The organism is Burkholderia sp. AU38729, from assembly GCF_020419725.1.
In the GTDB taxonomy this organism is placed as follows: Bacteria; Pseudomonadota; Gammaproteobacteria; order Burkholderiales; family Burkholderiaceae; genus Burkholderia.
This window is the reverse complement of record NZ_JAIZQO010000004.1, coordinates 366,387-390,611: the sequence shown is the minus strand read 5'-3', so window position 1 is coordinate 390,611 and position 24,225 is coordinate 366,387. Positions and strand designations below refer to the sequence as shown.

Annotated in this window: 18 protein-coding genes; 10 read left to right on the top strand and 8 right to left on the bottom strand. The window is 68.3% G+C overall.

Going from position 1 to position 24,225, the window contains the following annotated elements:
- Positions 1-32: 32 nt before the first annotated feature.
- A complete protein-coding gene (locus LGM56_RS13835) occupies positions 33-2,468 on the bottom strand; it encodes a PEP-utilizing enzyme (protein ID WP_226205163.1) in 2,436 nt (811 codons plus the stop codon).
- 358 nt (positions 2,469-2,826) lie between these two features.
- Between LGM56_RS13835 and LGM56_RS13830 the strand changes: the two genes are divergently transcribed.
- Positions 2,827-3,225 (top strand): surface-adhesin E family protein, encoded by a 399-nt coding sequence (locus LGM56_RS13830; protein WP_226205162.1) that lies wholly within the window; start codon positions 2,827-2,829, stop codon positions 3,223-3,225.
- A gap of 162 nt (positions 3,226-3,387) precedes the next feature.
- On the opposite strand, the gene LGM56_RS13825 is transcribed toward LGM56_RS13830, so the two are convergent.
- The 5 genes from LGM56_RS13825 to LGM56_RS13805 form a co-directional block, all read right to left on the bottom strand.
- Positions 3,388-4,563 (bottom strand): ABC transporter ATP-binding protein, encoded by a 1,176-nt coding sequence (locus LGM56_RS13825; RefSeq protein WP_226205161.1) that lies wholly within the window; start codon positions 4,561-4,563, stop codon positions 3,388-3,390.
- Positions 4,560-5,213, bottom strand: a complete 654-nt coding sequence (locus LGM56_RS13820) for an ABC transporter permease (RefSeq protein WP_226205160.1) — start codon at positions 5,211-5,213, stop codon at positions 4,560-4,562. Before LGM56_RS13820 ends, LGM56_RS13825 begins: the two co-directional genes overlap by 4 nt.
- 10 nt (positions 5,214-5,223) lie before the next feature.
- Positions 5,224-6,135: a glycine betaine ABC transporter substrate-binding protein gene (locus LGM56_RS13815; RefSeq protein ID WP_226205159.1), complete on the bottom strand. Its 912-nt coding sequence runs from the start codon at positions 6,133-6,135 to the stop codon at positions 5,224-5,226.
- Positions 6,132-6,848, bottom strand: coding sequence for an ABC transporter permease (locus LGM56_RS13810; protein WP_089498929.1), 717 nt, complete (start codon positions 6,846-6,848; stop codon positions 6,132-6,134). Before LGM56_RS13810 ends, LGM56_RS13815 begins: the two co-directional genes overlap by 4 nt.
- A gap of 613 nt (positions 6,849-7,461) precedes the next feature.
- Positions 7,462-8,556: an AraC family transcriptional regulator gene (locus LGM56_RS13805; protein ID WP_226205158.1), complete on the bottom strand. Its 1,095-nt coding sequence runs from the start codon at positions 8,554-8,556 to the stop codon at positions 7,462-7,464.
- A 251-nt stretch (positions 8,557-8,807) separates the two neighbouring features.
- On the opposite strand from LGM56_RS13805, the gene LGM56_RS13800 reads away from it, so the two are divergent.
- The 5 genes from LGM56_RS13800 (at position 8,808) to LGM56_RS13780 (ending at position 16,087) form a co-directional block, all read left to right on the top strand.
- Positions 8,808-10,199 (top strand): APC family permease, encoded by a 1,392-nt coding sequence (locus LGM56_RS13800; protein ID WP_226205156.1) that lies wholly within the window; start codon positions 8,808-8,810, stop codon positions 10,197-10,199.
- Between the two features lie 57 nt (positions 10,200-10,256).
- Positions 10,257-11,654, top strand: a complete 1,398-nt coding sequence (locus LGM56_RS13795; protein WP_226205154.1) for an aspartate aminotransferase family protein — start codon at positions 10,257-10,259, stop codon at positions 11,652-11,654.
- Between the two features lie 30 nt (positions 11,655-11,684).
- Positions 11,685-13,109 (top strand): aldehyde dehydrogenase family protein, encoded by a 1,425-nt coding sequence (locus LGM56_RS13790; protein WP_226205152.1) that lies wholly within the window; start codon positions 11,685-11,687, stop codon positions 13,107-13,109.
- A 156-nt stretch (positions 13,110-13,265) separates the two neighbouring features.
- The gene (locus tag LGM56_RS13785; RefSeq protein ID WP_226205150.1) at positions 13,266-14,771 is read left to right on the top strand and encodes a M81 family metallopeptidase; all 1,506 of its coding nucleotides are present in this window, start codon (positions 13,266-13,268) and stop codon (positions 14,769-14,771) included.
- Positions 14,772-14,899: 128 nt separating this feature from the next.
- The gene (locus tag LGM56_RS13780) at positions 14,900-16,087 is read left to right on the top strand and encodes a YncE family protein (RefSeq protein ID WP_226205148.1); all 1,188 of its coding nucleotides are present in this window, start codon (positions 14,900-14,902) and stop codon (positions 16,085-16,087) included.
- A gap of 73 nt (positions 16,088-16,160) precedes the next feature.
- Here LGM56_RS13780 and LGM56_RS13775 read toward each other — a convergent pair whose 3' ends face one another.
- The gene (locus tag LGM56_RS13775) at positions 16,161-16,556 is read right to left on the bottom strand and encodes a hypothetical protein (RefSeq protein ID WP_144023186.1); all 396 of its coding nucleotides are present in this window, start codon (positions 16,554-16,556) and stop codon (positions 16,161-16,163) included.
- On the opposite strand from LGM56_RS13775, the gene LGM56_RS13770 reads away from it, so the two are divergent.
- Both LGM56_RS13770 and LGM56_RS13765 read left to right on the top strand, forming a co-directional pair.
- On the top strand, positions 16,544-19,228 hold the full coding sequence (locus LGM56_RS13770) for a glycoside hydrolase domain-containing protein (protein WP_226205146.1): 2,685 nt from the start codon (positions 16,544-16,546) through the stop codon (positions 19,226-19,228). The genes LGM56_RS13775 and LGM56_RS13770 overlap by 13 nt on opposite strands.
- Before the next feature lie 73 nt (positions 19,229-19,301).
- Complete coding sequence (locus LGM56_RS13765; RefSeq protein ID WP_226205143.1) at positions 19,302-22,190, top strand: glycoside hydrolase family 2 protein; 2,889 nt, start codon at positions 19,302-19,304, stop codon at positions 22,188-22,190.
- Positions 22,191-22,319: 129 nt separating this feature from the next.
- Here LGM56_RS13765 and LGM56_RS36760 read toward each other — a convergent pair whose 3' ends face one another.
- A complete protein-coding gene (locus tag LGM56_RS36760; RefSeq protein ID WP_006767081.1) occupies positions 22,320-22,454 on the bottom strand; it encodes a hypothetical protein in 135 nt (44 codons plus the stop codon).
- Positions 22,455-22,852: 398 nt separating this feature from the next.
- On the opposite strand from LGM56_RS36760, the gene LGM56_RS13760 reads away from it, so the two are divergent.
- A complete protein-coding gene (locus LGM56_RS13760) occupies positions 22,853-23,317 on the top strand; it encodes a hypothetical protein (protein ID WP_226205141.1) in 465 nt (154 codons plus the stop codon).
- A gap of 70 nt (positions 23,318-23,387) precedes the next feature.
- Positions 23,388-24,200 carry an alpha/beta fold hydrolase gene (locus LGM56_RS13755; RefSeq protein ID WP_226205139.1) on the top strand — a complete coding sequence of 271 codons (813 nt, stop codon included), beginning with the start codon at positions 23,388-23,390 and terminating at the stop codon, positions 24,198-24,200.
- Positions 24,201-24,225: the final 25 nt, after the last annotated feature.

Sequence of the window (24,225 nt, the reverse complement as noted above, 5' to 3'; positions counted from 1 at the left end):
TCAGGCTCGGGCGTACGGCAACCGCATCCTGTTTATTCGACCAGCGTCAGCCGGCCGTCGCTGAGCCGCACCTCGCGCCCGATCCACGCCGCATCGACGCGCGGCAGCACGGCCGACGGCTTGCGCAGTTCGCGCAGCAGTGTCGCGCCGTGCGACAGCCGGCCCCCCATGCGCGCGATCACGGCGCGCGCGGCCTGGTACTGCGCGTGCCGGCCCGGATCGAGCGTGTCTTCCAGCAGGATGTCGTGGCCGAGCACGCCTTGCGTGTGACCCGGATAGATCATGAAGCCGGCCGCCTCGTCGGTGCCTTCGCCGCCGTCCTGCCAGAAGCTGCCGTTGCGTTCGCGGCGCTCGGGATGCGGCGCGAACCACGTGCCGCGATCGGCGGCCGGCATCGCATGATGCAGCCGGAAGAACACGCGCATCAGATTGTCGCGATACCACTCGCGCACCTGCAGATACCAGCCGCGCATGCCGGGCGCGCCGAGCGTGTGGAGCACGCGAACCGGCAGCGGCCAGTCGGGAAACGCCTGCAGCGGGAGGTCGGTAGGCATGGGCCGCGTGGTGCCCGGATCGGTTTCCCACGGCAGGCGATGCGGGCTGTCGTCGAGCTGGCCGTATGCGGTCGGCGGACGGCCCCACAGTGCGCCGCCGCTGCTGGCCAGCGATGACGCGATGCACAGGTTGCCCTGCACGACGAACACGTAGAAGCGCGTGAACCAGTCGGCCAGTTGCTGGCCGTCGGCGTGCTGCTCGACGAGCGTCGCGAGTTCCTGGTCGAAGCGCTGCAAGCCGCGTTCGAGCGTCGGCAGATGTCCGCGCGCGACGCGCAGCATGCGCCAGAACACCGGCAGCGAACCCAGCAGCCGCAGCGGGCGCCAGCGCAGCGGCGGTGTCGCGCCGCCGATCTCGCCGCTGTAGTTGCCGGCCGACACGCCCCAGTCGGCGAGGCGGGCGAGGAACAGGTCGTTGTTGATGTACGACGCGCCGCCATAGAGCGCGGTGAATGGTTCGTTGTCCTGGAGTACGCGGGCATCCCAGCGCGCCATGATCGCCGGGATGCTGCCGGCCGCGCGTCGTTGCGCGTACTCGACCAGCCGGCTCGGCTGCGGCGGCAGGATCTCGGCGATGTTCGCGGCGGTCAGGTGGCGATGCCAGCCGTAGCTGCTGATCGGACGGTACTGCAGCAGCCACAGCTGCCGGCCGTCCCACGCCCATTCGACGTCGCCCGGCACGTAGTGGAACGCGTGCAGCACGCGTTGCAGGAAGGTCCACAGCTGCGGCGCGCTCAGGCCGTGCGCGGTGGGGAACGTACCGCGCTGCCAGGGCTCGCCGAGCCGCGACAGGATCGCGCGTTGCGGGCTGGCCTGCCCGTCGGCGAGCGTTTCGAGGTGGCCTTCCACCCATTCGACTTCGACCGCCAGATGCCGCACGAACGCGATGCCCGACAGCACGGGCGTGATGAAGCGCTGCACGACCGCTTCCTCGAGGCCGCCATCGAGCAACTCGGCCACGCGCGCGGCCGCCTGCGCGGCCGGTACGCGCAGGAACGTCGTATGCAGGCCGGCGTTGGCCACATCGGCCTGGTCTTCACCGTGGCTCGACGAGCGGACCGCCCACTCGGCATCGGGCTGGCTCGCGAGAAAGCCGGGCAGGCGCGGATCGTCGGCGCGGGTCAGCGACAGCGCGGGCGGCACGGGCAGGCCAGCCATCGTGGCCAGCGCCAGGCGCCCGCCCTTGGTATGCGCGACGAAGCCGGCATCGCCCGCTTCGAGCCAGTGCACGAATGCCGCCGGCGCGTCGATCCACGGATAGTGTCCCCAGCCGGCCTGCAGCGTGACGGTGAGGTCGGCGCGCGCGAGGATCGCCGACCATGCGGCGGCCTGGCGCACGCCGAGCACGTTGTCCTGGTCGCCCCACACGAGTTCGATGCGATCGGCGACCCACTCGAGCAGCGGCAGCGCGGTATCGGCACGCACGAGATCCCAGTGCGGCAGGAACGCACGGCAGCGCGCATAGCCGGCGCCCATGCGGCGGTACTGTGCGCGTGTCCACGTCAGGTTCGAGAACTTGCGGGCGAACAGCGTCGGGTAGTGCGCGAGCAACCAGTGGATGGTCTTGCGCAGCGGCTTCGGCGCCATCAGTTTCGGCAGGCGCCGTTCCCACAGAAATGCGCCAACGGGCGCGAGCAGCACGCTGCGGCTGAAGTGGCCGGGGCGTCGCTGCAACGCGTGCAGCACCAGCAGCGCGTTCACGCCGACCGCCATGATCGCGTGGCCCGGCTCGGTCATGTCGAGCAGCGCTTGCGCATAGGCGGCGAGATCCTCGCAGGGCGGCGCGGGGTTGTCGCCGAAGCCCGGCAGTTCCAGCGGCACAGGGTGGTAATGCCGGAAGTGGGGCAGCGCATCGTCCCACCAGTCGGCCGCGCTGCCGTTACCGGCGAGGAGGTACAGGATCGGTTTGCTCATGGAGGCTTCGTCGGCGGGCGATCGTCGCAAGGGCGCGCGGTCGGGGCGGCGCCGTTTACGGATGCCACGGGTCGTGTCCGTGTTGTCTTGTTCGCGTTGCGCCGGTGCGAGTGGAATGGAAGGGCGGCCCGCTCGGCTTGATGTTCGATTATTGCGGGCATTCTACGCGAGTCGAATTCATGCAATTCGCGATGTATTCGGCGCTCGGATTTTTCTATACGCGCTCGATAGGTGTGACCGGATGGCGATTGGGCGAAATGATTTGAAGTCGGTGAATGATCCGGTTCGAATCGCGCACGTCACGCAACCGGAGAAAGTAGAATCAGGCCGCCGGAATTCACCGAGCCGGATTCGAGGAATGAAAATGAAAAGACGCTGGATTGCAGGTGCATCCCTTGCGCTCGTCGCAAGCGGGGCATGGGCCGAGAGCTGGATCACGCTTGGCCCCGGCCCGGCTATCGCGCTCTATGTGGATCCCGCTTCCGTCGAGCGTCATCCGCTCAATTCGTGGGTGACGGTCAAGATCGTTTATGCCGCGCCGCGCCGTTACTCGGCGCCGTTTCCGGTGAAGCGCGTCGTTTCCGATTGGTCGTTCGACTGCGAGAACAAGACCTGGGCGATGGGCAAGACCAGCATGGCCGGAGCGCAGCCGGGCGAGGTCTACATATCTCGCGAAAATTCGGATGATTACCGGTATGTCGAGCGCGACTCCATTCAGACGCTGGTCATGGATTACGTCTGCGGGAAACACGGATGATGGAAATGGCGTCCGCTCGCCGGTGCCGGTTTGACGGTTTTCAGTTGAAGGCGGGTCAGGCGGCGTTCGATCGCCGGGCCTGACCGCACGCTTTTTTCCCTCGCGCACGGTATCGATTCGCTTGCCCGTGCCGATGCGACGCCGCACCGGCACGGAGACGAATCAGTGCGTGGCGCTTGCCGCGACCGCATCGGCCGGGCTGCCGGGCGGCTGGCCCGTCTGCCGGCGCGAGCGGCCCGAGCTGAGGTACGCGGCGATCGAGTCCTGCGTGATCTCGCCGAGCCACGCGCCGTCGGGGTCGAGCACCGGCATCCACGACGCGCTGTACTGGTACATCTTCGACAGCACGATGCGCAGGTTGTCGTCCGCCGCGACACCGGCCGGGAAGGGCGTCACGCGCTCGCCGCACACGCCGCCGCCGGTGCGCGCCGCGCGGCGCGTCACGTAGCCGAGCGCGCGGCCCGCGTCGTCGAGCACGGTCAGGTAGCGGCAGTCGGTTTCGTCCATCACGGCGAGCGCGTGTGCGAGCGGCGTATCGATCCGGGCCGTTTCGGGCTGCGTGGCGGCGTCGCCGGCCTTCACGAGCAGCAGGCGCTTGAGCGTGCTGTCCTGGCCCACGAACTGCGCGACGAATTCGTCGCGCGGCCGGGCGAGCAGCGTGTCGGGGTGATCGTATTGCACGAGCTGGCCGCGCCGGAACACGGCGATGCGATCGCCCAGCTTGATCGCTTCGTCGATATCGTGGCTCACCATGATCACGGTCTTGTTCAGTTGCCGCTGCATCTGGAAAAACTCGTTCTGGATCGATTCGCGATTGATCGGATCGACCGCGCCGAACGGTTCGTCCATCAGCAGCACGGGCGGATCGGCGGCCAGCGCGCGAATCACGCCGATCCGCTGCTGCTGCCCGCCCGACAGCTCGCGCGGATAGCGTTTCAGGTACAGCTTCGGATCGAGCGCGACCATCGCCATCAGGTCGCGCGCGCGCTCGGCGCAGCGCTTCTTGTCCCAGCCCAGCAGGCGCGGCACGACGGTGATGTTTTCCTCGATCGTCATGTTCGGGAACAACCCGATCTGCTGGATCACGTAACCGATGTGGCGCCGCAGGTCGACCTCGTTCAGCTGCGCCGTATCCTCGCCGTTGATCAGCACGCGGCCGGACGTGGGGGCGATGAGCCGGTTGATCATCTTCAGCGTGGTGGTCTTGCCGCAGCCCGACGGGCCGAGGAACACGCAGATTTCCCCCTCGGCCACCGAGAGGCTCACGGCGTCGACGGCGCGCACGGCCTGGCCGTCCTTGCGCGTGAAGGTCTTGGTCAGTTTGTCGAGTTCGATCATGTCTTCTGGACTCCCTTCGGTGTCAATGCTCGCTGCAGCCTCTGCAGGAGCCGGTCGGCGACGATCGCGAGCAGGCTCACGAGCACCGCGCCCACCAGCAGTTTCATCATGCTGCTCTGGCCGATGGCGCGCAGGATCAGCGTGCCGAGCCCGCCCGCGCCGACCACGGCGGCGATCGTCATCACGCCGATGTTCATCACGACGGCGGTGCGCACGCCCGCGAGAATCACGGGCACCGCGAGCGGCAGGTCGACGAGCCGCAGGCGCTGCCACGACGTCATGCCGATGCCGGTGCCGGCTTCCTTGATGCCCGCATCGACGTTGTGCAACGCGAGGTACGTGTTGCGCATGATCGGCAGCAGCGAGTACAGGAACACGGCGGTGATCGCGGGGGCGGCGCCGATCCCCTGGCCGAAGCGCGAGAAGAGCGGGATCATCAGGCCGAACAGCGCGATGGACGGCAGCGTGAGCACGACGGTCGCGACGCCGAGCAGCGGCCCGGCAAGCCAGTCATGGCGATTGATCAGGATGCCGAGCGGTACGCCGGCCACGATCGCGCAGCCTACGGCGATACCGACCAGCCAGATGTGCTGCAACGTGAGCTGCAGCAGTTCGGGCCAGCTCGATGCGAGATAGTCGAATACGTTCATCGGTTCTCCGTCAGGGCAGCTTGTGCGTGCGCAGGAACGCGTCGGCGACGTCGCGCGGCGACTTGCCGTCGAGGTCGACCTCCTTGGCCATCGCCTGCATCACGTCGTTGTCGAGCGCGGCCGACAGCGCGTTGAGCTGCGTCGCAAGTTTCGGATTGCGATCGAGCGTGCCCTTGCGCACCACGGGCGTCGCGTTGTACGGCGGGAAGAAGTGCTTGTCGTCCTCGAGCGGCACGATGCCGAACCCCTTCACGCGCCCGTCGGTCGTATAGACGAGGCCGATCTTCAGCTGGTTGTTGTGCAGCGCCGTGTAGACGAGCCCCGGGTCCATCTGCTTGAGCTGCGCGCGGCTGAACTGCATGCCGTAGGCGGCGAGCAGCGGCTTCAGCCCGTCGGGGCGATTCGCGAATTCGGCGTCCATCCCGAACACGTAGTGCTTCGCGTCGGGGTCGGTCTTCAGGTGCTCGGCGAGCTGCGAGACGGTCCGGATGCCGGTGGCCTGCGCGAGCGGGCTGGGCAGGCCGATCGCGTAGGTGTCGTTGAGCGGCGACGCGTCGAGCCAGACGAGCCCGCGCGGCACGTCGAGCGCCTTGACGCGCCGGTACATTTCGTCGGGCGACAGCTTGTCGTCGATCTTGTTGTAGACGAGCGCGGCGGTGCCCGTGTAATCCCACATGAGATCGAACTGGCCGTTCTCCAGCGCGCTGCGCACGAGCGTGCTGCCGAGGCCCGAACGGACTTCCACGTCGTAGCCGCGCGCACGCAGGTATTGCGCGGTGAGTTCCGCCAGCACGTATTGCTCGGTGAAGTTCTTCGCGCCCAGCACGAGCTTCGCCGCGCAGGCCGGTGCGCTCGCCGCCACGCACAACGCGGCGACGGCGCACAGGCGCGCGAACGATCGAATGGTGCGGTGGAGCGTCATGCGGCACCTCCGTGGCGGGCGAGCCAATGGCGGCTGCCGGCCGCGACGAGGCCGTCCAGCACGAGCGCGAGGATCGCGGTGAGCGACGCGCCGAGCAGCAGCAGCGGCTGGTTGTCGAGATAGATGCCGGGGAAAATCAGCGAGCCGAGACTGTCCGCGCCGATCAGGTAGGCGAGCGGGGCCGTGCCGACGTTGATCGCCAGCGCGGTGCGCACGCCGCCGACGATGATCGGCAGCGCATTGGGCAACTCCACGCGCACGAGCGATTGCCAGCCCGTCATGCCGATGCCCTTGGCGGCTTCGCGCAGTGCGGCCGGCACGTTCTTCATGCCTTCGTAGGCATTGCGCGTGATGGGCAGCAGCGATGCGAGGAACAGCGCGACGATCGCGGGCACGTTGCCTATGCCGAAGATGCCGAGCGCGATGGCGAGCACGGCGAGCGACGGGATCGTGTTGCCGATGTTGAAGACCTGCATGAAGCGCTCGGCCTGATGCTGGAAGCGCGGCCGGCTCAGCAGCACGCCGGCCGGCACGCCCACGGCGATCGCGAGCGCCATCGAATAGACGACCAGCAGCATGTGCTGGCCCGCGTAGTACGCGAGATCGTCCGCGCGCTGGCTGAATGTGTCGGCGCCGATGCCGCGGGCGAGCGCCCAGGCGATGGCGACGATGGCGATCAGGCTGCCCACCAGCTGGACAGTGCGTCGAGTCATGAAGATACACCCCCTCAATCTCGGTGCGACACACGCACGGGCGCGCGCCGCGTGGACGCCGGATGGCGCCGCGATGGAAGTTCGTGATCCCGGCATGGCCGCGATTTGAACTGACGGAAACAGTCATGCCGGCCGCAACGAGGTGCGACTGGCGGTCGAGTGAACGCAATGCCGCGTTCGTCTGATTGTCATGTTCAGCCCGGCGGCGCCGTCATGGCGAGGCGCGCTCGAGCAGGGCACCGTCCCGTGAGGACGGCATGGATGCGGCGGGCGTGAAACCTGCCGCTGGAGCCGGAGGCCCCCTTGACGTGGCGAAACGGATGCATGCGCAACGAATTGCGAAATGACATCACGTTGCACACGAGATCATGCATTTTGTGATGAAGTTGGGCCGAGTATAGAGTAATCGAATGATCGCGTCTACCTTGGGGAGCGATCGGGATTGCGTGCCGACGATCGCGCAGTGGCGATGAAGCGGGGAAGGATCACGCGTACGGAAAATGATTCGAATTCCGAATCGATGAGTGGGGCCGTCGACTTGAAGCGGGTTTCGCGTGCGCCCCGGCGTCGTGCCCGACTGTCACGCACCACCATGTCTCCACGCGCGCCGGGCCTATTCGCTGCCGTCCTGATCGGCGCGCGGCGCCCTGCCGGTCCAGCGTCGATACGCATGACGGAAACTGCGCGGCTCGCTGTAGCCGAGCCGTTCCGCGATGGCCGCGACCGTCAGCTCGGGATCGTCGAGCATCCGCACTGCTTCGTCGCGGCGCACGTCGTCGAGCAGCGACTGGAACGTGAGGCCGTCCTTGTCGAGCCGCCGGCGCAGCGTGCGCTCCGTCAGGTGCAGGGCATCCGCGAGCGACGTCATCGACTTGAAGCGCGCGAGGTCGCGCGCCATCAGCTCCCTCGCACGATCGGCGAAGCGCGTGCCGACCGACGCGGCCCACTGCCGTTCGAGCGCCTCGCACTGGCCATGCAGCGCATTGAAGCTGACTTCGTTCGCGAGCAGTGGCATCTCGGTGCCGTTCACCGACGTGAACACGAGACGGTTGTCGCCCGCATTGAACACGACCTTGCAGCCGAAGTGGCGCGTGTAGTCGGCCGCATTGCGCGGCGTGCGGCGCGCGAGCTGCACCTGCTCGGGCCAGACCGGCTTGCCGACGAGATCGGACACGATCAGCCGCAGGCTCGACAGGCACATGTCTACCTGGAACACCTCGAGATCGGGCTCGCCGTTGTAACGGCCGATCGTCACGCTCATGCCGTCCGCGTGCGTATCGATACGCACATCGAAATACAGCCCCATGAACAGCGGAAACTGGCCCATGCACCGGAATGCCTGCATCACCGAGCCGCTGATCAGCATCGCGTAGCCGGCGAGGCCGAGCGTCGATACGTGCAGCCGCGCGCCGATCGACAGCCCGATCGACGGCACGCCGCTGCACTGCAGCAGGTTGTGGAAGCAGCGCTGCTCCTGGCCGCGATTCACGTGCAGGTTCGGCGACGCGACTTCGTCCGCGCCGAGCCCCGTGCCGTCGAGCAGCGCGGCGCCGTCGATATGCCGCACGCGGCACTCGTCCAGCGCGACCGCGATCGCGTGGACGGTGGCGGGAATGTCCTCCTGGCGCCCGGCCGGGCGTGCGAGGCCGAGCGACGAGCGCAGGCTGCGCTCGGCCCGGCTCTGGTCTGGATGGGGGCGGCTGTTCATGGTGCTGAAGAGGCGACGGGGTCGCGTAGAACATAGCCGGAATGTCCGCAAAACGCCAGTGCCGCACAGCAGCATGCATGGCTCGCGGGCGCGCCGCACGGCGGCGTGTCCGGAAATATCCCCTGATTACGTCCGCTTTTCTCATTCGTGGCCGATTTTTTGGCGCACCACACTTTCTCCCAGCCGTACGCCGCCGGCCGTGCCGGGCGAACGAGTGTTGAAGCCGTGAACGCCACCCACGTGAGGACAGCATGGACAACGACAGCCCAGGTCGATACGCATCAGCCGCCGCGACGCATGACGTCGGCGCGCACGCGATGCGAGGCGACGCGGACCCGCACCGCAAGCCGCACCTGCTCGGGCTCGCGACGCTGGTGATCTTCGGCCTCGCGTACATGCTGCCGATGACGGTGTTCACGACTTACGGGATCGTCACGAGCGAGACCAACGGGCACCTGACCGCCGCGTATGCGGTCACGCTGGTCGCGATGCTGTTTACCGCGCGCAGCTACGGCCACATGGCGCGGCTGATGCCGAGCGCCGGGTCGGCCTATACGTTCGCGAGCCGCAACTTCGGCACGTCGGCCGGCTTCATGGTCGGCTGGGCGTTGCTGATGGACTACCTGTTCATCCCGATGATCAGCTACCTCGCGATCGGCATCTACATGAAGCAGATCTTCCCGGGCGTGCCGGCCAGCGTGTGGATCGTCGGCAGCATCGTGCTGATCACCGGGCTGAACATCGTCGGCATCCGGCTCGTCAATCGCGTGAACCTGATCCTGATCGCGAGCCAGCTCGTGTTCATCGCGATCTTCTTCATCGCTTCCGCGCGGGTCGCGTCGGGCGAAGGGTTGTCGATGGCCGTCGCGCTGCCGTCGTCGGGCGATGCGCGCGCGATCTTCGCCGGCTCCGCGATCCTGTGCCTGTCGTTCCTCGGCTTCGATGCGGTCACCACGCTGTCGGAGGAGACACGCGAGCCGAAGCGCACGGTGCCGCGCGCGATCCTGCTCTGCACGCTGGCGAGCGGCGTGCTGTTCATGCTGGTCGCGTACGTCGGGCAAGTGGTGTTTCCCGACTGGCACGCATTCAAGGATCTCGATTCGGCCAGCCTCGAACTGATGCGGCGCATCGGCGGCGGCACGCTGTCGGCGTTCTTCGTCGCGGTGTACGTGGCCGGCTGCTTCGCGAGCGCGATGGCGGGCCAGGCGAGCGTGACGCGCGTGCTGTTCGCGATGGGCCGCGACCGGGTGCTGCCCGAACGCGTATTCGGCCACCTGCATGCACGGTTGCGCACGCCGGTGCGCGCGACGCTCGCGGTCGGCATCGTGTCGCTGTCCGCGTTGTTCATCACGCTCGATCTCGCGTCGACGATGATCAGCTTCGGTGCGCTCGTCGCGTTCGCGGTGGTGAACCTGTGCGTGATGCGCTGCTATCTGTGCCGGCCCGAGCATCGCCGCCTCGGTGGCTGGATCACGTTCGGCGCGATGCCGGCGATCGGTTTCGCGATGAACGTGTGGCTCTGGTCGGGCCTGTCGCGCCAGACGTTCTACGTCGGCACCGGCTGGCTCGTGCTCGGACTCTGCCAGCTCGTGTGGCTCACGCGCGGCTTCACGCGCCCGGCGCCGACGCTGTCGATGAATTGAATGACCGGTGGCCGACTGCCGGCCGCCGGCTCTGAAACCCTGAAGGAGGAATCATCCATGAACGCTGTTGACGTCAATCTCGATGCGGACCTGCAGGCCATCGGCAAACGCCACCTGCTGATGCATTTCACGCACGCCGATGCGTATCGCGACCACGCGCTGACCGTGTTCGACCGCGGCGAGGGCTGCTGGCTCGTCGACCGCAATGGCAAGCGCTACTTCGACGGGCTGGCCGGGCTGTACTGCGTGCAGGTCGGCTACAGCCACGGCGCGGAAATCGGCGACGCGATCCGCGAGCAGATGGTGCGGCTGCCGTTCGCGACCAACTGGGGGGTGGGCCACGAGCCGGCGATCAAGCTTGCGCACAAGCTCGCGGCGCTCGCGCCGGACGGGCTGAACCGCGTGTTCTTCACGTCGAGCGGCTCGGAGTCGAACGAATCGGCGATCAAGCTGATGCGCCAGTATCACCAGTCGCGCGGCGAGCCGCAGCGGCGCAAGTTCATCGCGCGCCGTGTCGCGTATCACGGCACGTCGTTCGGCGCGCTCGCGCTGAACGGGATGACGAATTTCCGCAAGCATTTCGAGCCGCTGATGTCGGGGGTGCGGCACGTGGGCAACACGAAGCGCTACGGCCGACCGGCGGGCGAGACGGAAGCGCAGTTCACGCGCCACCTGCTCGACGAGATCGAATCGCTGATCGTGCAGGAAGGGCCGGATACCGTCGCCGCGATCGTCGTCGAGCCGCTGCAGAACGCGGGCGGCAGCCTGACGCCGCCGGCCGGCTATGCGGCCGGGCTGCGCGACATCTGCGACCGGCACGGCGTGCTGCTCGTCGCCGACGAAGTGATCTGCGGGTTCGGCCGGCTCGGCGAATATTTCGGCTCCGCGCGCTACGGGCTGAAGCCGGACATCATCACGTTCGCGAAAGGCATCGCGTCGGGCTACGTGCCGCTCGGCGGCGTGATCGCGAGCGATGCGGTGGTCGACACGGTGCTCGACGGCCCGCAGCAGATGTTCCTGCACGGCGCGACCTACGGCGGCCACCCGGTCGCGTGCACGGCCGCGCTCGCGAACCTCGCGATCATGGAGCGCGAAGGCGTGCTCGAGAACGTCCGCAGCAATGAAGCAGTGTTCCGCCAGACGCTCGATGGCCTGCTCGAACTGCCGTGCGTCGGCGACGTGCGCGGCGACGGCTATCACTATTCGCTCGAACTCGTGACCGACAAGGCCGCGCGCCGCTGGGCGGCCGGCATCAGCGCGCAGGCGTTCGTGTCGACGCTGCTCGCCCCCGCGATCTTCGACGCGGGGCTGCTGTGCCGCGCGGGCGTCGATCACGAAGGCACGCCGATCGTACAGTTCTCGCCGCCGCTCGTGATGTCGCGCGACGAGATCGTGTGGTTCGTCGCGAAGATCCGCGATATCCTCGTCGACAGCTTTGCGCGGGCGACGCGCTGAGCGGGGCGGCCTTCATTTCAGGAGCACTCGATGAGAACGTCACAACAGTCCTATATCGACGGCCAGTGGCTCGATCCGGCCGACGCACGATCGATCGACGTGATCGACCCGGCCACTGCACGGCCATATGCGCAGCTCAGGATCGGCGGCGCGGCCGACGTCGACCGCGCGGTCGGCGCGGCGAAGCAGGCTTTCGACACGTATTCGCGCTGGCCGGTGGACGAGCGCGTCGCGCTGCTGCGGCGCGTGCTCGAGATCTATCAGCGCCGCTACGAGGAGGTGGCGCAGACGATCAGCCAGGAGATGGGTGCGCCGATCGCCTTCGCGCGCGCGGCGCAGGCCGCGGTCGGCACCGCGCACCTCGAACAGACGATCCGCGCGCTGCAGTCGTTCCGTTTCAGCACGCAGACCGATTCGCTGCTGGTGTCGCACGAGCCGATCGGCGTGTGCGCGCTGATCACGCCGTGGAACTGGCCGATCAACCAGATCGTGTGCAAGGTCGCGCCGGCGCTCGCGGCCGGCTGCACGATGGTGCTCAAGCCGAGCGAGATCGCGCCGTTCAGCGCGATCCTGTTCGCGGAGATCCTGCACGAAGCCGGCGTGCCGCCCGGCGTGTTCAACCTCGTGCACGGCTACGGGCACGAAGTGGGCGACGCGCTGTCGCGGCATCCGGATGTCGACATGGTGTCGTTCACGGGTTCGACGCGCGCGGGCGTCGAGGTCGCGAAGGCCGCCGCCGATACCGTGAAGCGCGTGCACCAGGAACTCGGCAGCAAGAGCCCGAACCTGATCCTGCCCGATGCCGATATCGAGGATGCGGTCACAGGCGGCGCGCGCAGCTGCTTCGGCAACAGCGGCCAGTCGTGCAATGCGCCGACGCGCATGCTCGTGCATGCCGATCATCTGGCGCTGGCCGAGCAGGCCGCGCGGCGGGAGGCGGAGCGCACGGTCGTCGGCGATCCGCGTTCGGCGGAAACCGGTATCGGGCCGGTGGTCAGCCGCACGCAGTTCGACCGTATCCAGCACTTCATCCGGCTCGGGATCGAGGAGGGCGCGACGCTCGTCGCCGGCGGGCCGGGGCGTCCGGACGGGCTTGGTGACGGGTTCTACGTGCGGCCGACGGTTTTCTCGAACGTCACGCCGGACATGACGATCGCGCGTGAGGAAATCTTCGGGCCGGTGCTGGCGATCATGACCTACCGCACCGAAGAAGAAGCCATCGCGCTCGCGAACGATTCGGTCTACGGGCTCGCGGCCTACGTGCAGACGAAGGATATCGAGCGTGCGCGCAGAGTGGCGGCGCGGTTGCGGGTCGGCAACGTCCACATCAACTACCCGGCATGGAATCCGGCCGCGCCGTTCGGCGGCTACAAGCGCTCCGGCAACGGCCGCGAGTATGCGGAGTTCGGCCTCGTCGAGTATCTGGAGACGAAGGGCACGACGGGGTACGCGTGAGCGTACGCGCGGATGCGCTGACCGGGCGGCGGCATCCTGATGGGCGCCGCCACGCCTTTTCATCGATGGATCGATCGGGAGGATGTCGACGATGCAGGTGATGGAGATGACCGAAGGCATGCGCAGCGCGGCGACACGCGCGGAGGGCCGCGCACGATGAAGATCCTGATCGCGCGGATGAACCACGAGACCAACACGTTCTCGCCGGTGCCGACGCCGCTCGCCGCGTTCGGCCGCGACGGCCCCGACTGGGGCGACGACGCGTATCGCGCGAATCGCGGGATGCGTACCGCGATGGCTGCGTTCCTCGACGCGGCCGAACGCGAAGGCGCCGAGATCGTGACGCCCGTATCGGCGGCCGCGAACCCGAGCGGGCCGGTCGCGGCCGACGCGTATGCGGCGATCTGCGACGCGATCGTCGCGGCCGCGCCCGGCTGCGACGCGGTGATGCTCGACCTGCACGGCGCGATGGTCGCCGAGCAGAGCGCGGACGGCGAGGGCGATCTGCTCGAGCGCGTGCGCGCGGCACTGCCCAACGCGCCGATCGCGGTCGCGCTCGACCTGCATGCGAACGTCACGCAGAAGATGATCGATCACGCGGATGTGATCGTCAGTTTCAAGACTTACCCGCACGTCGATATGGTCGAGACGGGCGAGCATGCGGCGCGCGTGCTGCTCGACCGGCTCCATGGCCGCGCGCGGCCGGTACTCGCGTGGCGGCAGCCGCCGCTGATGACGTCGACGCTGCGCAGCGCGAGCGCGGAAGGCGCGATGCGGCGTGCGGTGGAGGCCGCGCGCGCGGCCGAGGCCGACGGGATGCTCGCGGTTTCGGTGCTGCCCGGCTTCTCGCTCGCGGACATTCCCGCGCCGTGCATCAGCGTGGTGGTGGTGGCCGATGGCGACCGGGCCGCCGCCGACGCGGTGGCCGAGCGCATCGCGCGGCAGATCTGGGACGCGCGCGACGACTTCGTCTATCGCAGCGCGCCGCTCGCCGAATCGGTGGCGCAGGCCGCAGCGCTCGCGCGCGGCGCGGATCGCCCCGTGCTGATGCTCGATCACGGCGACAACTGCATGTCGGGCGGCCCGTGCGACACGATGGACCTGCTCGAGGCCGCGCTCGCGCGCGGGCTCGACGGGATCGTCAGTGGGCCGCTGTGCGACCCGCAGGCCGTAGCAGCGCTGATCGACGCGGGTGTCGGCGCGACCGTCACGGTATCGATCGGCAACCGCCTGCCGTCACACGGCGGCGTGCGGCGCGAGCCGTTTCGCGCGACCGGCGTCGTGCGCGCGCTCACCGACGGCGAATACGTGATCACGGGGCCCACTTACACGGGCCAGCGCGCATACATGGGCCGCACGGCCGTGCTCGACATCGGCGCGGCCACGCTCGTCATCACCGAGCGCACGCAGGAGCCGTGGGATCTCGGCGTGTTCGAGAGCGTCGGCGTCGATCCGCGCCGCGCGCGCTTCCTGCTGCTGAAGTCGCGGATGTATTGCCGGCCGGTGTTCGTGCCGATCGCGTCCGCGCTGGTCGAGTGCGACAGCCGCGGCGTGACGGGTTCGGACTACGGGCTGTTCCGTTACGAGCGGCTGGCGCGGCCCGTGTATCCGCTCGACGAGGTGGGCGAATGGCCGTCGTCCGGCGCGCGACGGATGGCGTGACGGAAACGGACCGGGCGCGAGACGCCGGATTTGCCGGCTTTCGGGCATCATGCGATGGCACCGACCCGTCGAGCAGCAGGGTCGATGCCATCCATTGTGTCCGCAACCGATCCGGAGAATCGACCGACATGCATTCGAATCCTTTTCGTCCGCGCAGTGCGCGCCTGCTTGCCGCGCTGACCCTCGCCACGACGGCCGTTGCTGCCCACGCCGCCGACTGGATCGTGTCCGGCAACGACGGCAAGTACCAGCGCGTCGAGGGCCGCGACACCTATCTGGCCTCGCCGCCCGCCGACACGCTGACGCTGCTCGACGCCAGCACGTTCCCGCCGAAGGTCGCATTGCAGGTCGACGTCGAGAACGGCATCCAGGGGCCGCCGCAGGCCGTCGCGATCGCGCCGGACGCGAAGCTCGCGCTCGTCGGCGCGCCGACGCGCTACGACACGGCCGCGAAGCAGCTCGTGTTCGACACGTTCCTGCAGGTCGTGAATCTCGACGCCGCGCCGCCGTCGATCACGCGCATCGAGCTCGGCACGCATCCGCAAGGGATCGCGATCGACCGCTCGGGCAAGCTCGCGCTGGTCGCGAACGTCGACGGCAGCGTGTCGATCCTGCGCATCGACGGCACGAACGTGGCGCTCGACGGCAACCTGAAGATCGGCAAGAAGCGGCTGGCCGGGATCAGCTTCACTCATGACGGCACGCATGCGCTCGTGTCGTTGCGCGACGAGCAGGGCATCGCGGTGCTGAACGTCGACGACGGCAAGGTGACCGACAGCGGGTCGCGCCTGAGCACCGGCGTCGCGCCTTACACGATCGACGTGTCGAGCGACAACCGCTGGGCGGTCGTCAGCAACGTCGGGCTCGCGGGGCTGCCGGGCTATACGGGCACACTGGCGGGCGACGCCGATACCGTCGCGCTGATCGACGTGTCGCGCGTGCCGTTCCGCACGGTCCAGTACCTGACGGTGCCGTCGTTGCCGGAAGGCGTCGCGATCTCGCCGAACGGCAAGTGGATCGCCGTGCAGGCGATGGACGGCTCGAACCTGACGGCCGACAACCCGGGCCGTCACAAGATCGGCAAGGTGCTGCTGTTCGAGATCCGCGACGGGCAGGCCGTGAAGGTGAGCGAGTTGCCCGGCGGCGAAGCCGCGCAAGGCATCGTGTTCACCGCCGACAGCCGGCACGTGATCGTGCAGTTCAACGTCGAACGGCAACTGGCGCTTTATTCGGTCGAAGGCGGCAAGCTGCACGATACGGGCAAGCGGATCGCATTGACAGGCGGGCCTTCTTCGTTGAGGACGTTGCCGCGCTGACGCGCACGGCGTTCATTCATTCATTCGTTCCGTTCCGCCGGTTCATGCGGCGCCCGGATTCGCCGGGCGCCCGTCAAAGCACACCTCCTGTGCGCCGCCGTTGCAACGCAACAATGGCGGAACTTTGTACCCAAAGCCACTTAACGCCGGATTGTTTAGTTAAACAAACTGAAAATTCGGGAAACTTCTTGTAGTGAATAAACAGTCGTTGCGGCACTGTAAGCCCCTGGGAAGCCTGTGACGTTCCAGAAGGCAGGGCGGTGGAGGCGACGGTTGCGGCGGCAACGACCGTCGCCGGGTGTTCGCATCTGAAAGTCAGCGTGACGTCGTTTGGGGGGGTAGCCGACGCCACGCCGCGCGGCATCGATGTGCCGCGCCGGGCCGCAAGCCGGGCGGCGTGCCGGATGATCATCGGCGCCGGATCAATCGTTTTAATTAACGGTACTAAACGAAACAATGAAAAATCCACGACTCTTGCTCGTCGCCGCACTGGCTTGCGCGGCATTGGCCGCGTGCGGCGGCGACGACGTGAACAGTGTCCAGACGGCCAGCAACGGCGCAGGCGACACGCCGTCGACCGTCCCGCCGACGGCGGGGCCGTCGCAACCGTCCCAGCCGGATCAACCGGCCCCGCCGAAGCGCACCGACATGGCGTTGACGCAGTTCGTCAATCCGTTGATCGGCACGCAGGTCAATGCGGATTCCGGCTACGCGGGCAACGTGAGCCCGGGCGCGATGGTGCCGTTCGGGATGGTGAATTTCGGGCCGAACACGCCGCGCTACGACTTCAACGGCTCGGGCGGCTACCTGTCGTCGGGCGGGGCGGGCGGCACCATCGACTTCTTCAGCGTGACGCACCTGAGCGGCGTCGGGTGTCCGGGGCAGGGCGCGGTCGCGATGCTGCCGACCGACGCGGCGACGGCCGTGGCATCGGGCGGCCGGCCGATCGGCATCGGGTACCGCTATGCGGATGAAACGGCCGAACCCGGGTACTACAAGGTGCGTCTCTCGAACGGCATCGTGACGGAGCTGAGCGCGACCGCGCGCGCCGGGTTCGCGCGCTTCACGTACACGAACAAGGACAAGGGCTTCTTCTCGATCGACGCGAAGCTGAACGGCAACAGCGATGCGGGCAGCACGAAGGTCACCGCGAACCACGTCGCGCTGGCGCTCGCGAGCGACGGCAAGTCGATGAGCGGGCAGGCCGTGGCGCCGGCGTTCTGCACGCCGTACGGCACCGTATGGAATGCGCCCGTGTATTTCTACGCGACCTTCGACAAACCGCTGCGCAAGCAGGCGGGCACCTCCGCGGTGAATACCGCCAGCAACGGCGCGGCGACGCTGCAGTTCGACCTGACCGACGCGGACCGAACCGTCACCGTGAAAGTCGGGGTGTCGTCCGTCAGCGTCCAGAACGCGCAGGCGAACCTGAAAGCGGAAGGTGAGAAGGTCGCGTTCGACGACGCACGCAAGAACGCGTCCGGCCTGTGGAACGACCGGCTCAACACGATCCAGATCGACCAGGCCGCGACGCCCGCATCGCTGAATGCGACGCAGAAGGCGAACCTGACGAAGTTCTACACCGCGCTCTATCGCGTGTTCGGCACGCCGACGCTCTACAGCGACACGAACGGCGAATTCCGCAGCATGCGCCAGCCCAGGAACGCGGATGGCAGCTATCCGAAGTCGGTCGACCAGACCGGCACCATCCCGGCGCGTGCGACGGCGAAGGTCAGTGACTACGCATTCCGGCGTGCCGACGGATCGCAGGGCGGTGCGGGCAACCACTACACGGGCTTTTCGCTGTGGGACACGTACCGGTCGCAGGCGCAGCTGCTGGCGCTGCTCGCCCCGAAGGAATCGAGCGACATGATGCAGTCGCTCGTCGTCGACGGGTTGCAGTGCGGCGCGTTCCCGCACTGGGTCGACGGCAGCGACGACTCGACGCCGATGGCGGGCGACAACGCGCTGAACGTGATTGCCGGCGCGTACAAGTTCGGCGCGACCGATTTCGACCTGGTGTCGGCCGCCCGCCTGACGAAGCAGTCGGTGTTCGATCCGTCCAGCGCGTGCAACGATCGCACGAGCGCGGCGGGCCTGGCCAATTTCCTGACGGCCCACTACCTGTCGCAGAGCGATGACGGTCACTCGTCGTCGGCGACCATCGAGCGCGTGCTGAGCGACCGCTCCGCGGCCGCGTTCCTGCAGGCGCTGCCCGCCAGCGTGCTGAACGCGCCGTCGGTCGGCGTCACGCCGGACACCATCGGCACGCTGTACACGCGGGCCGGGTGGTGGCGCAACATCTTCGACTACACGAACAAGGTGATCGCCGCGCGCAACGCGCCGCCGGCCGGCTCGGCGCCCGGCACGCTGGGCACGCTGGTGCAGGGCGCGTTCCACGAATCGACGGAGCCGAACTACTTCTGGACCTTCGCACAGGACTGGAGCGCGCTGATCGACGCGATCGGCGGCAAGCAGGCGGCCGTCACGCGGCTGAACAACCTGTTTGCGATCACGACGCCGTTCTCGACCGTGCCGTCCTCCGGCAGCCTGAACGGCGGCGAATCGTCGAACACCCTGTACATCGGCAACGAACCGTCGTTCCAGTCGCCGTGGGGGTACAACTGGGCCGGGCAGCCGAGCGGCGCACAGTACGTTCTCCCGATCATCATGTCGAAGGCGTTCACGACGGCCCGCGACGGGCTGCCGGGCAACGACGACATGGGCGCGACGTCGAGCTGGTACGTGTGGGCGGCGCTCGGCATGTTCCCGGTCATTCCGTCGGAAGCGGGGCTGGCACTGTCCACGCCGCAGTTCAGCGGGATCACGGTGTGGTTCGGCAACGGCAAGACGCTGCGGCTCGAAAGCGACAAGCAGGTCACGATGGACAGCGCGGGGCGCCCGTCGTTTGCGTATGTCCAGTCGCTGAAGGTCAATGGCGCGGACTACGCGGGGTCATGGCTGCCGCTGGGCAAGATCGCCAATGGCGGCACGATGAACTACGCGCTGTCCGCGACGCCGACGCAATGGGCGGCCGCCGATAACCTGACGCCGCCGTCCGGGCCGAACGCGGACTACACGCAGATGACGGCCGGCGGGTCGGCAGCGGCGATGCGCATGCGCCAGGCCGGCGCGCGGTAAACCCAAGCGGGCACGACGCGCAGAGGCCACCCTGTGCGACCGTCGAGACGACGCCATCCGGGAGCACGACACCATGCAATCGAAATCGCGCCGGAAATTCCTGTCTTACAGCGCAGCACTCGCCGGTACGAGCTGGCTCGCCGGTTGCAACGGCGATATCGATCCGGCAGCGGGCGCCGCCGGCACGCCGGGCGCCGACGGTCCCGCGACGGTCACACCGACCGTGCCGGGCGTGCCGACCGACCCGGCGCGCAGCCTGCTGGCCACGCAGGAACTCGCGACGAACTGGACGTTCGCATCGGCGAGCAGCCTGCCGGGCGTGAGCGGGGCGCAACTGTCGGGCGCGGCCGGCGTGACGGGCATGGCGCCGGCAACGGTGCCCGGCACCGTGCTGAACAGCATGATCGTCAACGGCAGGTATCCCGATCCGTTCTACGGCCGCATCGTCACCGACACCCTTCCCGATACGCTGAAAGACACCGACTACTGGTACCGGACGACCTTCGCGGCGCCGGCGCGGCAGCCGGGGCAGCGCCTGTGGCTGCGCTTCGGCGGCGTCAACTACTGCGCCGAGGTCTGGCTGAACGGCGCGCTCGTCGGCCGGCTGGAAGGCGCGTTCACGCAGCGCGCGTTCGACGTCTCGCGGCTCGTGCCGCAGGCGGGTGGCGCGGCCCATCTCGCGGTGCGCGTGGTCAAGCTGGAGTTCTCCGAAGGGCCGCTGCTGCCGAGCTACCAGAGCGGCGTCACGCGTGGCGGGCGCAACGGCGGCCCGACCGGCGTCACGCTGAAGAACGGGCCGACGTTCTTCTGCTCGGCGGGCTGGGACTGGCTGCCGACGATCCCCGATCGCGAGCTCGGCATCTGGCAGCCGGTGACCTGGTTCACGACCGGCGCGGTGCGCATCGCGGCGATCCACGTCGCGCATACGCTGTCCGCCGACCTGTCGCGCGCCGAGCTGCGGCTCGATCTCGAACTGGACAATGGCTCGGGCGCCGATCTCGTCGCGACGCTCGTCGGCACGATCGGCAACGGCGCGCCGTTCAGCCACGACATCGCGATTCCCGCGTCGGGCACGACGACGAAGGTGTCGCTCACGTCGTCGGAGATCGCGGCGTTGTCGATCAGGCAACCGCGCCTGTGGTGGCCGAACGGGTACGGCGAACCGACGCTTCATGCGGTGACGGTCGGCGTCAAGGTCGGGCGCCTGCTGTCGGACGAGCGCACGCTGAACATCGGCCTGCGCCGCATCGACTATGCGCGCGACATCGGCATGGGCAAGCAGTTGAGCATCACGGTCAACGGCCTGCCGATCCTTGTAATGGGCGGCAACTGGGGGCTCGACGAAGCGCTGAAACGCATTCCGCGCGCGCGGCTGTTCCACCAGGTTCGGCTCCATCGCGATGCGAACCTCAACCTGATTCGCAACTGGAACGGGCAGAGCACGAGCGACGATTTCTTCGACGCATGCGACCGCTACGGGATCCTCGTCTGGCAGGATTTCTTTTTCTCGACCGAAGGAGACGGGTCGGGCCCGGCCAACGTGCCGCGCGATCTCGACAATATCCGCGACTTGATCGCACGCCACCGTCATCGACCGTCGATCCTGCTCTGGTGCGGCGGCAACGAAGGTGCGCCGCCGCCGGCACTCGTCAAGGGGCTCGACGCGCTCGTCGCCGAGCTGGACCCGCAGCGCCTGTGCCTCACGAGTTCGGCCGGCGATACGGGCGCCGGCGCGGTGAACGGCTATTCGTCAGGCGGGCCGTACAACTGGGCCTCGCCGCAGGCCGCGTTCAGCCGCGGCTACGGCACGACGTCGGTCGCGTTTCACAACGAAGTCGGTTCGCATTCGATCCCGACGCTCGAATGTGTCGAAGCGATGCTGCCGCCCGCCTCGTACGAATGTCCCGACGACTTCTGGGCCGATCGCGACATGAACGGCAACGGCGCGTACTACCCGGCGGTCGGCAAGCAGGGCGGCGCCGGCTACATCGCGATGACGGCGCTGCGCTACGGCGCGATCCGGAATCTCGCGGATTTCGTGCGCAAGGCGCAGATGATGAACTACGAATGCATCCGCTCGATCTACGAGGCGAACGCGGCCGTGATGATCGGCCCGGTGGCCGGGAAGATCACGTCGCCGGCGACCGGCGTGATCATGTGGATGACGAACCCCGCGCAGCCGAGCTTCGTGTGGCAGATGTACAGCCACGATCTCGACGCGCACGCGTCGTTCTTCGCGGTGCGGCACGGGTGCCGTCGCGTCAATGCGATTCTCGATGCGAGCACGGCCGACGTGACGATCGCGAATCACACGGCGGCGGCCGTCACCGGCCGCGTCGAGATGCGCGTGTACAACCTCGATGGCACGCTGAGCAGCCGGACGAGCGCGGATGTCGGCGGCGTCGCGAAGGCGTCGTATCGCGTGGTGGCGAACCTCGCGTCGGCGCTGGCCGCCGCGAAGTCGGACGTGTGCATCGTCGCGCTCGCGCTGACCGATTCGGGCGGCACTATGCTGGCCGAGAACGTCTACTGGCGGCAGCGCGACGGGGGCGACGACGCATACACGTCGCTCGACACGATGCCGGGTGCGGCCGTGTCCGTCCACGCATCGTCGGCCGAGGCCGACGATGCGACGACGCGCATCACGGTCGACGTCGCGAACCTCGGCGCCGCCGTCGCGCTGATGACGCACCTGCAGGTATTCGATCCGTCGACCGGCGCGCGTGTGCTACCGGCGTTCTACAGCGACAACTACCTGAACCTGATACCCGGCGGGAAGCGGCAGATCACGATCGACCTGCCGCATGCGGGCGGCGCGCCGGTGTCGCGCGTCGCGCTGCGCGTCGACGGGTGGCGGCTCGATCGCCCGAACTGCCGGCTGGGGCTCGGCGGCGTGCCGGTCGTGTTCAACGAGCGCGCGCTGGCGGTCGCGCCGGCGGTGCCGACGTTCGCGGCCTGCTGACGGGGGTGTGGGCTGCGTGAGGGCGCGCCAAGCGGGAGCGAGCCGGGGAGGCGCCGGGTTGAAAGCCCGCGGCGTTCGCTTCAGGCAGGCTTGCCGTGACGGATCGGGAAACGTGTCGAGCCCGCGCGCTTACGGGCGCAGCAGATCGAACCCGCCGAATACGACGACACCGCTCAATACGATCATCGCGACGGAGTGCTGGCCGAAGTAGAGAATCGCGGCGGCAAGCCACGTCGTGATGCAGAAGGCGCCGATGCGGGCCATCGTGTGTTCCTCGAATACGTGATGAAGTGCGTGCGCGCCGCATGGCGCTCGCCGCTCGACAGGGCGAGCGGGGCACCGGCGGACGAAAAAGGCGACCCGCGCAGCCGCGACCGCGGCGCCGGCACGTGCCGCGTGCCGCGCCCGGAAGGGCGGGAGTCGAGGCCGGCGGCGTTGCGCGCTGGTGCCCGGAGGCGATTGGCGCACGAATCCCGCTGGCGAAGCCGCGATTTTACCAGCGCCGCCGGGCCGTCAATCTGGCCCTTTCGTGGCTAAACCGGTCGATCTTCGGCTAAATCAGTCCGGCCCCGATACTCAAGTTTCGTGTGACGAATGCCGTAAACAATCTGGAAGGCGTTTCCTCCTCCGTCACGACGCCTCCCAACACACGGACCGACACCATGCAGATCGACTTCTCCACGACGACGCGATCCCCGCTGGCCGACAGCAGCGCGAGCGCAACCAAGCCCGCCGCGACGTCGTCCACCGGCGACGCCACGAGCACCACCGGCACCACCGGCACCACCGGCACGGCCGACGCGACCGCCACCGCCGGCACGAAGGATGCGGCCGGCGCCACCGGCCAGACGCTCGGCGCATCGGGCGCGTCGTCGGACCCGGCGGTCAGCCAGTTGAAGGCGCTGATCGAGCGGCTGCAGAAGCAGCTCGCGGCACTGGAGCAGCAGATCGCGAGCGCGAGCCAGCGCGCGAAGGACGACCCGGCCGCGGCGATCGAACAGCAGTCGCTGAGCGCGCAAGCCAGCGCGATCTCGGGGGCGCTTTCGACCGCGATCTCGCAACTCGCGGCGGCGATCCAGAAATCGGGCGGCTCGCAGGCGGGCGGGCTGGTGTCGACGCAGGCCTGACCGGTCGCGGCCGCGTCGGCCGCACGCATTACAATCGCGAGCACGTCTCCCTCGACAGGATGGCTGAACGATGCATGCGGAATTCAACGACGACGACCTCGCCCGCTTCGAATCGCAAGGTGGCACGCCGCTGCCGGCGGCCGATGAGCAAGGATGGCTGGAACACGACGGCGCGCGCATCTGGCACGCGTCGTTCGGCCATGGCCCGGCGGTCGTGCTGCTGCACGGCGGCCTCGGCCACGGCGGCAACTGGGGCAACCAGGTGCCGGCGCTGCTCGCGGCCGGCTACCGCGCGATCGTGATCGACAGCCGCGGCCACGGCCGCAGCACGCGCGACGCGCAACCCTATTCCTACGAACGCATGGCCTCGGACGTGCTGGCGGTCCTCGACGCGCTGCACGTCGACCGCGCGCGCTTCGTCGGCTGGAGCGACGGCGCGTGCATCGCGCTCGTGCTGGCCGATCGCGCGCCGGAACGGGCGGCCGGCGTGTTCTTCTTCGCGTGCAACATGGACCCGAGCGGGACGAAGGAGATCGTGCCGAGCCCGCTGCTCGACCGCTGCTTCGCGCGGCACCGCAAGGACTACGCAGCATTGTCCGCGACGCCGGACCAGTTCGACGCGTTCGTCGCGGCGGTCAGCGAAATGATGCGCACGCAACCGGATTACCGCGCGCAGGATCTCGCGGCGATCGCCGTGCCGGTGACGATCGTGCTGGGCGAGCACGACGAATTCATCCGGCCCGAGCACGCGGCGTACCTGGCGCGCACGATTCCGGGCGCGACGCTGACGACCCTGCCCGGCGTGAGCCATTTCGCGCCGCTGCAGCGGCCCGAGCGGTTCAACGCGGCGATGCTGGCGTTTCTCGACCGGCTGCCGGGGTAATGCGCGGGACGACCACGGGCTGACC

What these genes read in the sequence shown, in the direction of transcription:
- LGM56_RS13835 (WP_226205163.1), bottom strand. Translation starts at nt 2,468, where the DNA reads ATGAGCAAACCGATCCTGTACCTCCTCGCCGGTAACGGCAGCGCGGCC.
- LGM56_RS13830 (WP_226205162.1), top strand. Translation starts at nt 2,827, where the DNA reads ATGAAAATGAAAAGACGCTGGATTGCAGGTGCATCCCTTGCGCTCGTC.
- LGM56_RS13825 (WP_226205161.1), bottom strand. Translation starts at nt 4,563, where the DNA reads ATGATCGAACTCGACAAACTGACCAAGACCTTCACGCGCAAGGACGGC.
- LGM56_RS13820 (WP_226205160.1), bottom strand. Translation starts at nt 5,213, where the DNA reads ATGAACGTATTCGACTATCTCGCATCGAGCTGGCCCGAACTGCTGCAG.
- LGM56_RS13815 (WP_226205159.1), bottom strand. Translation starts at nt 6,135, where the DNA reads ATGACGCTCCACCGCACCATTCGATCGTTCGCGCGCCTGTGCGCCGTC.
- LGM56_RS13810 (WP_089498929.1), bottom strand. Translation starts at nt 6,848, where the DNA reads ATGACTCGACGCACTGTCCAGCTGGTGGGCAGCCTGATCGCCATCGTC.
- LGM56_RS13805 (WP_226205158.1), bottom strand. Translation starts at nt 8,556, where the DNA reads ATGAACAGCCGCCCCCATCCAGACCAGAGCCGGGCCGAGCGCAGCCTG.
- LGM56_RS13800 (WP_226205156.1), top strand. Translation starts at nt 8,808, where the DNA reads ATGGACAACGACAGCCCAGGTCGATACGCATCAGCCGCCGCGACGCAT.
- LGM56_RS13795 (WP_226205154.1), top strand. Translation starts at nt 10,257, where the DNA reads ATGAACGCTGTTGACGTCAATCTCGATGCGGACCTGCAGGCCATCGGC.
- LGM56_RS13790 (WP_226205152.1), top strand. Translation starts at nt 11,685, where the DNA reads ATGAGAACGTCACAACAGTCCTATATCGACGGCCAGTGGCTCGATCCG.
- LGM56_RS13785 (WP_226205150.1), top strand. Translation starts at nt 13,266, where the DNA reads ATGAAGATCCTGATCGCGCGGATGAACCACGAGACCAACACGTTCTCG.
- LGM56_RS13780 (WP_226205148.1), top strand. Translation starts at nt 14,900, where the DNA reads ATGCATTCGAATCCTTTTCGTCCGCGCAGTGCGCGCCTGCTTGCCGCG.
- LGM56_RS13770 (WP_226205146.1), top strand. Translation starts at nt 16,544, where the DNA reads ATGAAAAATCCACGACTCTTGCTCGTCGCCGCACTGGCTTGCGCGGCA.
- LGM56_RS13765 (WP_226205143.1), top strand. Translation starts at nt 19,302, where the DNA reads ATGCAATCGAAATCGCGCCGGAAATTCCTGTCTTACAGCGCAGCACTC.
- LGM56_RS36760 (WP_006767081.1), bottom strand. Translation starts at nt 22,454, where the DNA reads ATGGCCCGCATCGGCGCCTTCTGCATCACGACGTGGCTTGCCGCCGCG.
- LGM56_RS13760 (WP_226205141.1), top strand. Translation starts at nt 22,853, where the DNA reads ATGCAGATCGACTTCTCCACGACGACGCGATCCCCGCTGGCCGACAGC.
- LGM56_RS13755 (WP_226205139.1), top strand. Translation starts at nt 23,388, where the DNA reads ATGCATGCGGAATTCAACGACGACGACCTCGCCCGCTTCGAATCGCAA.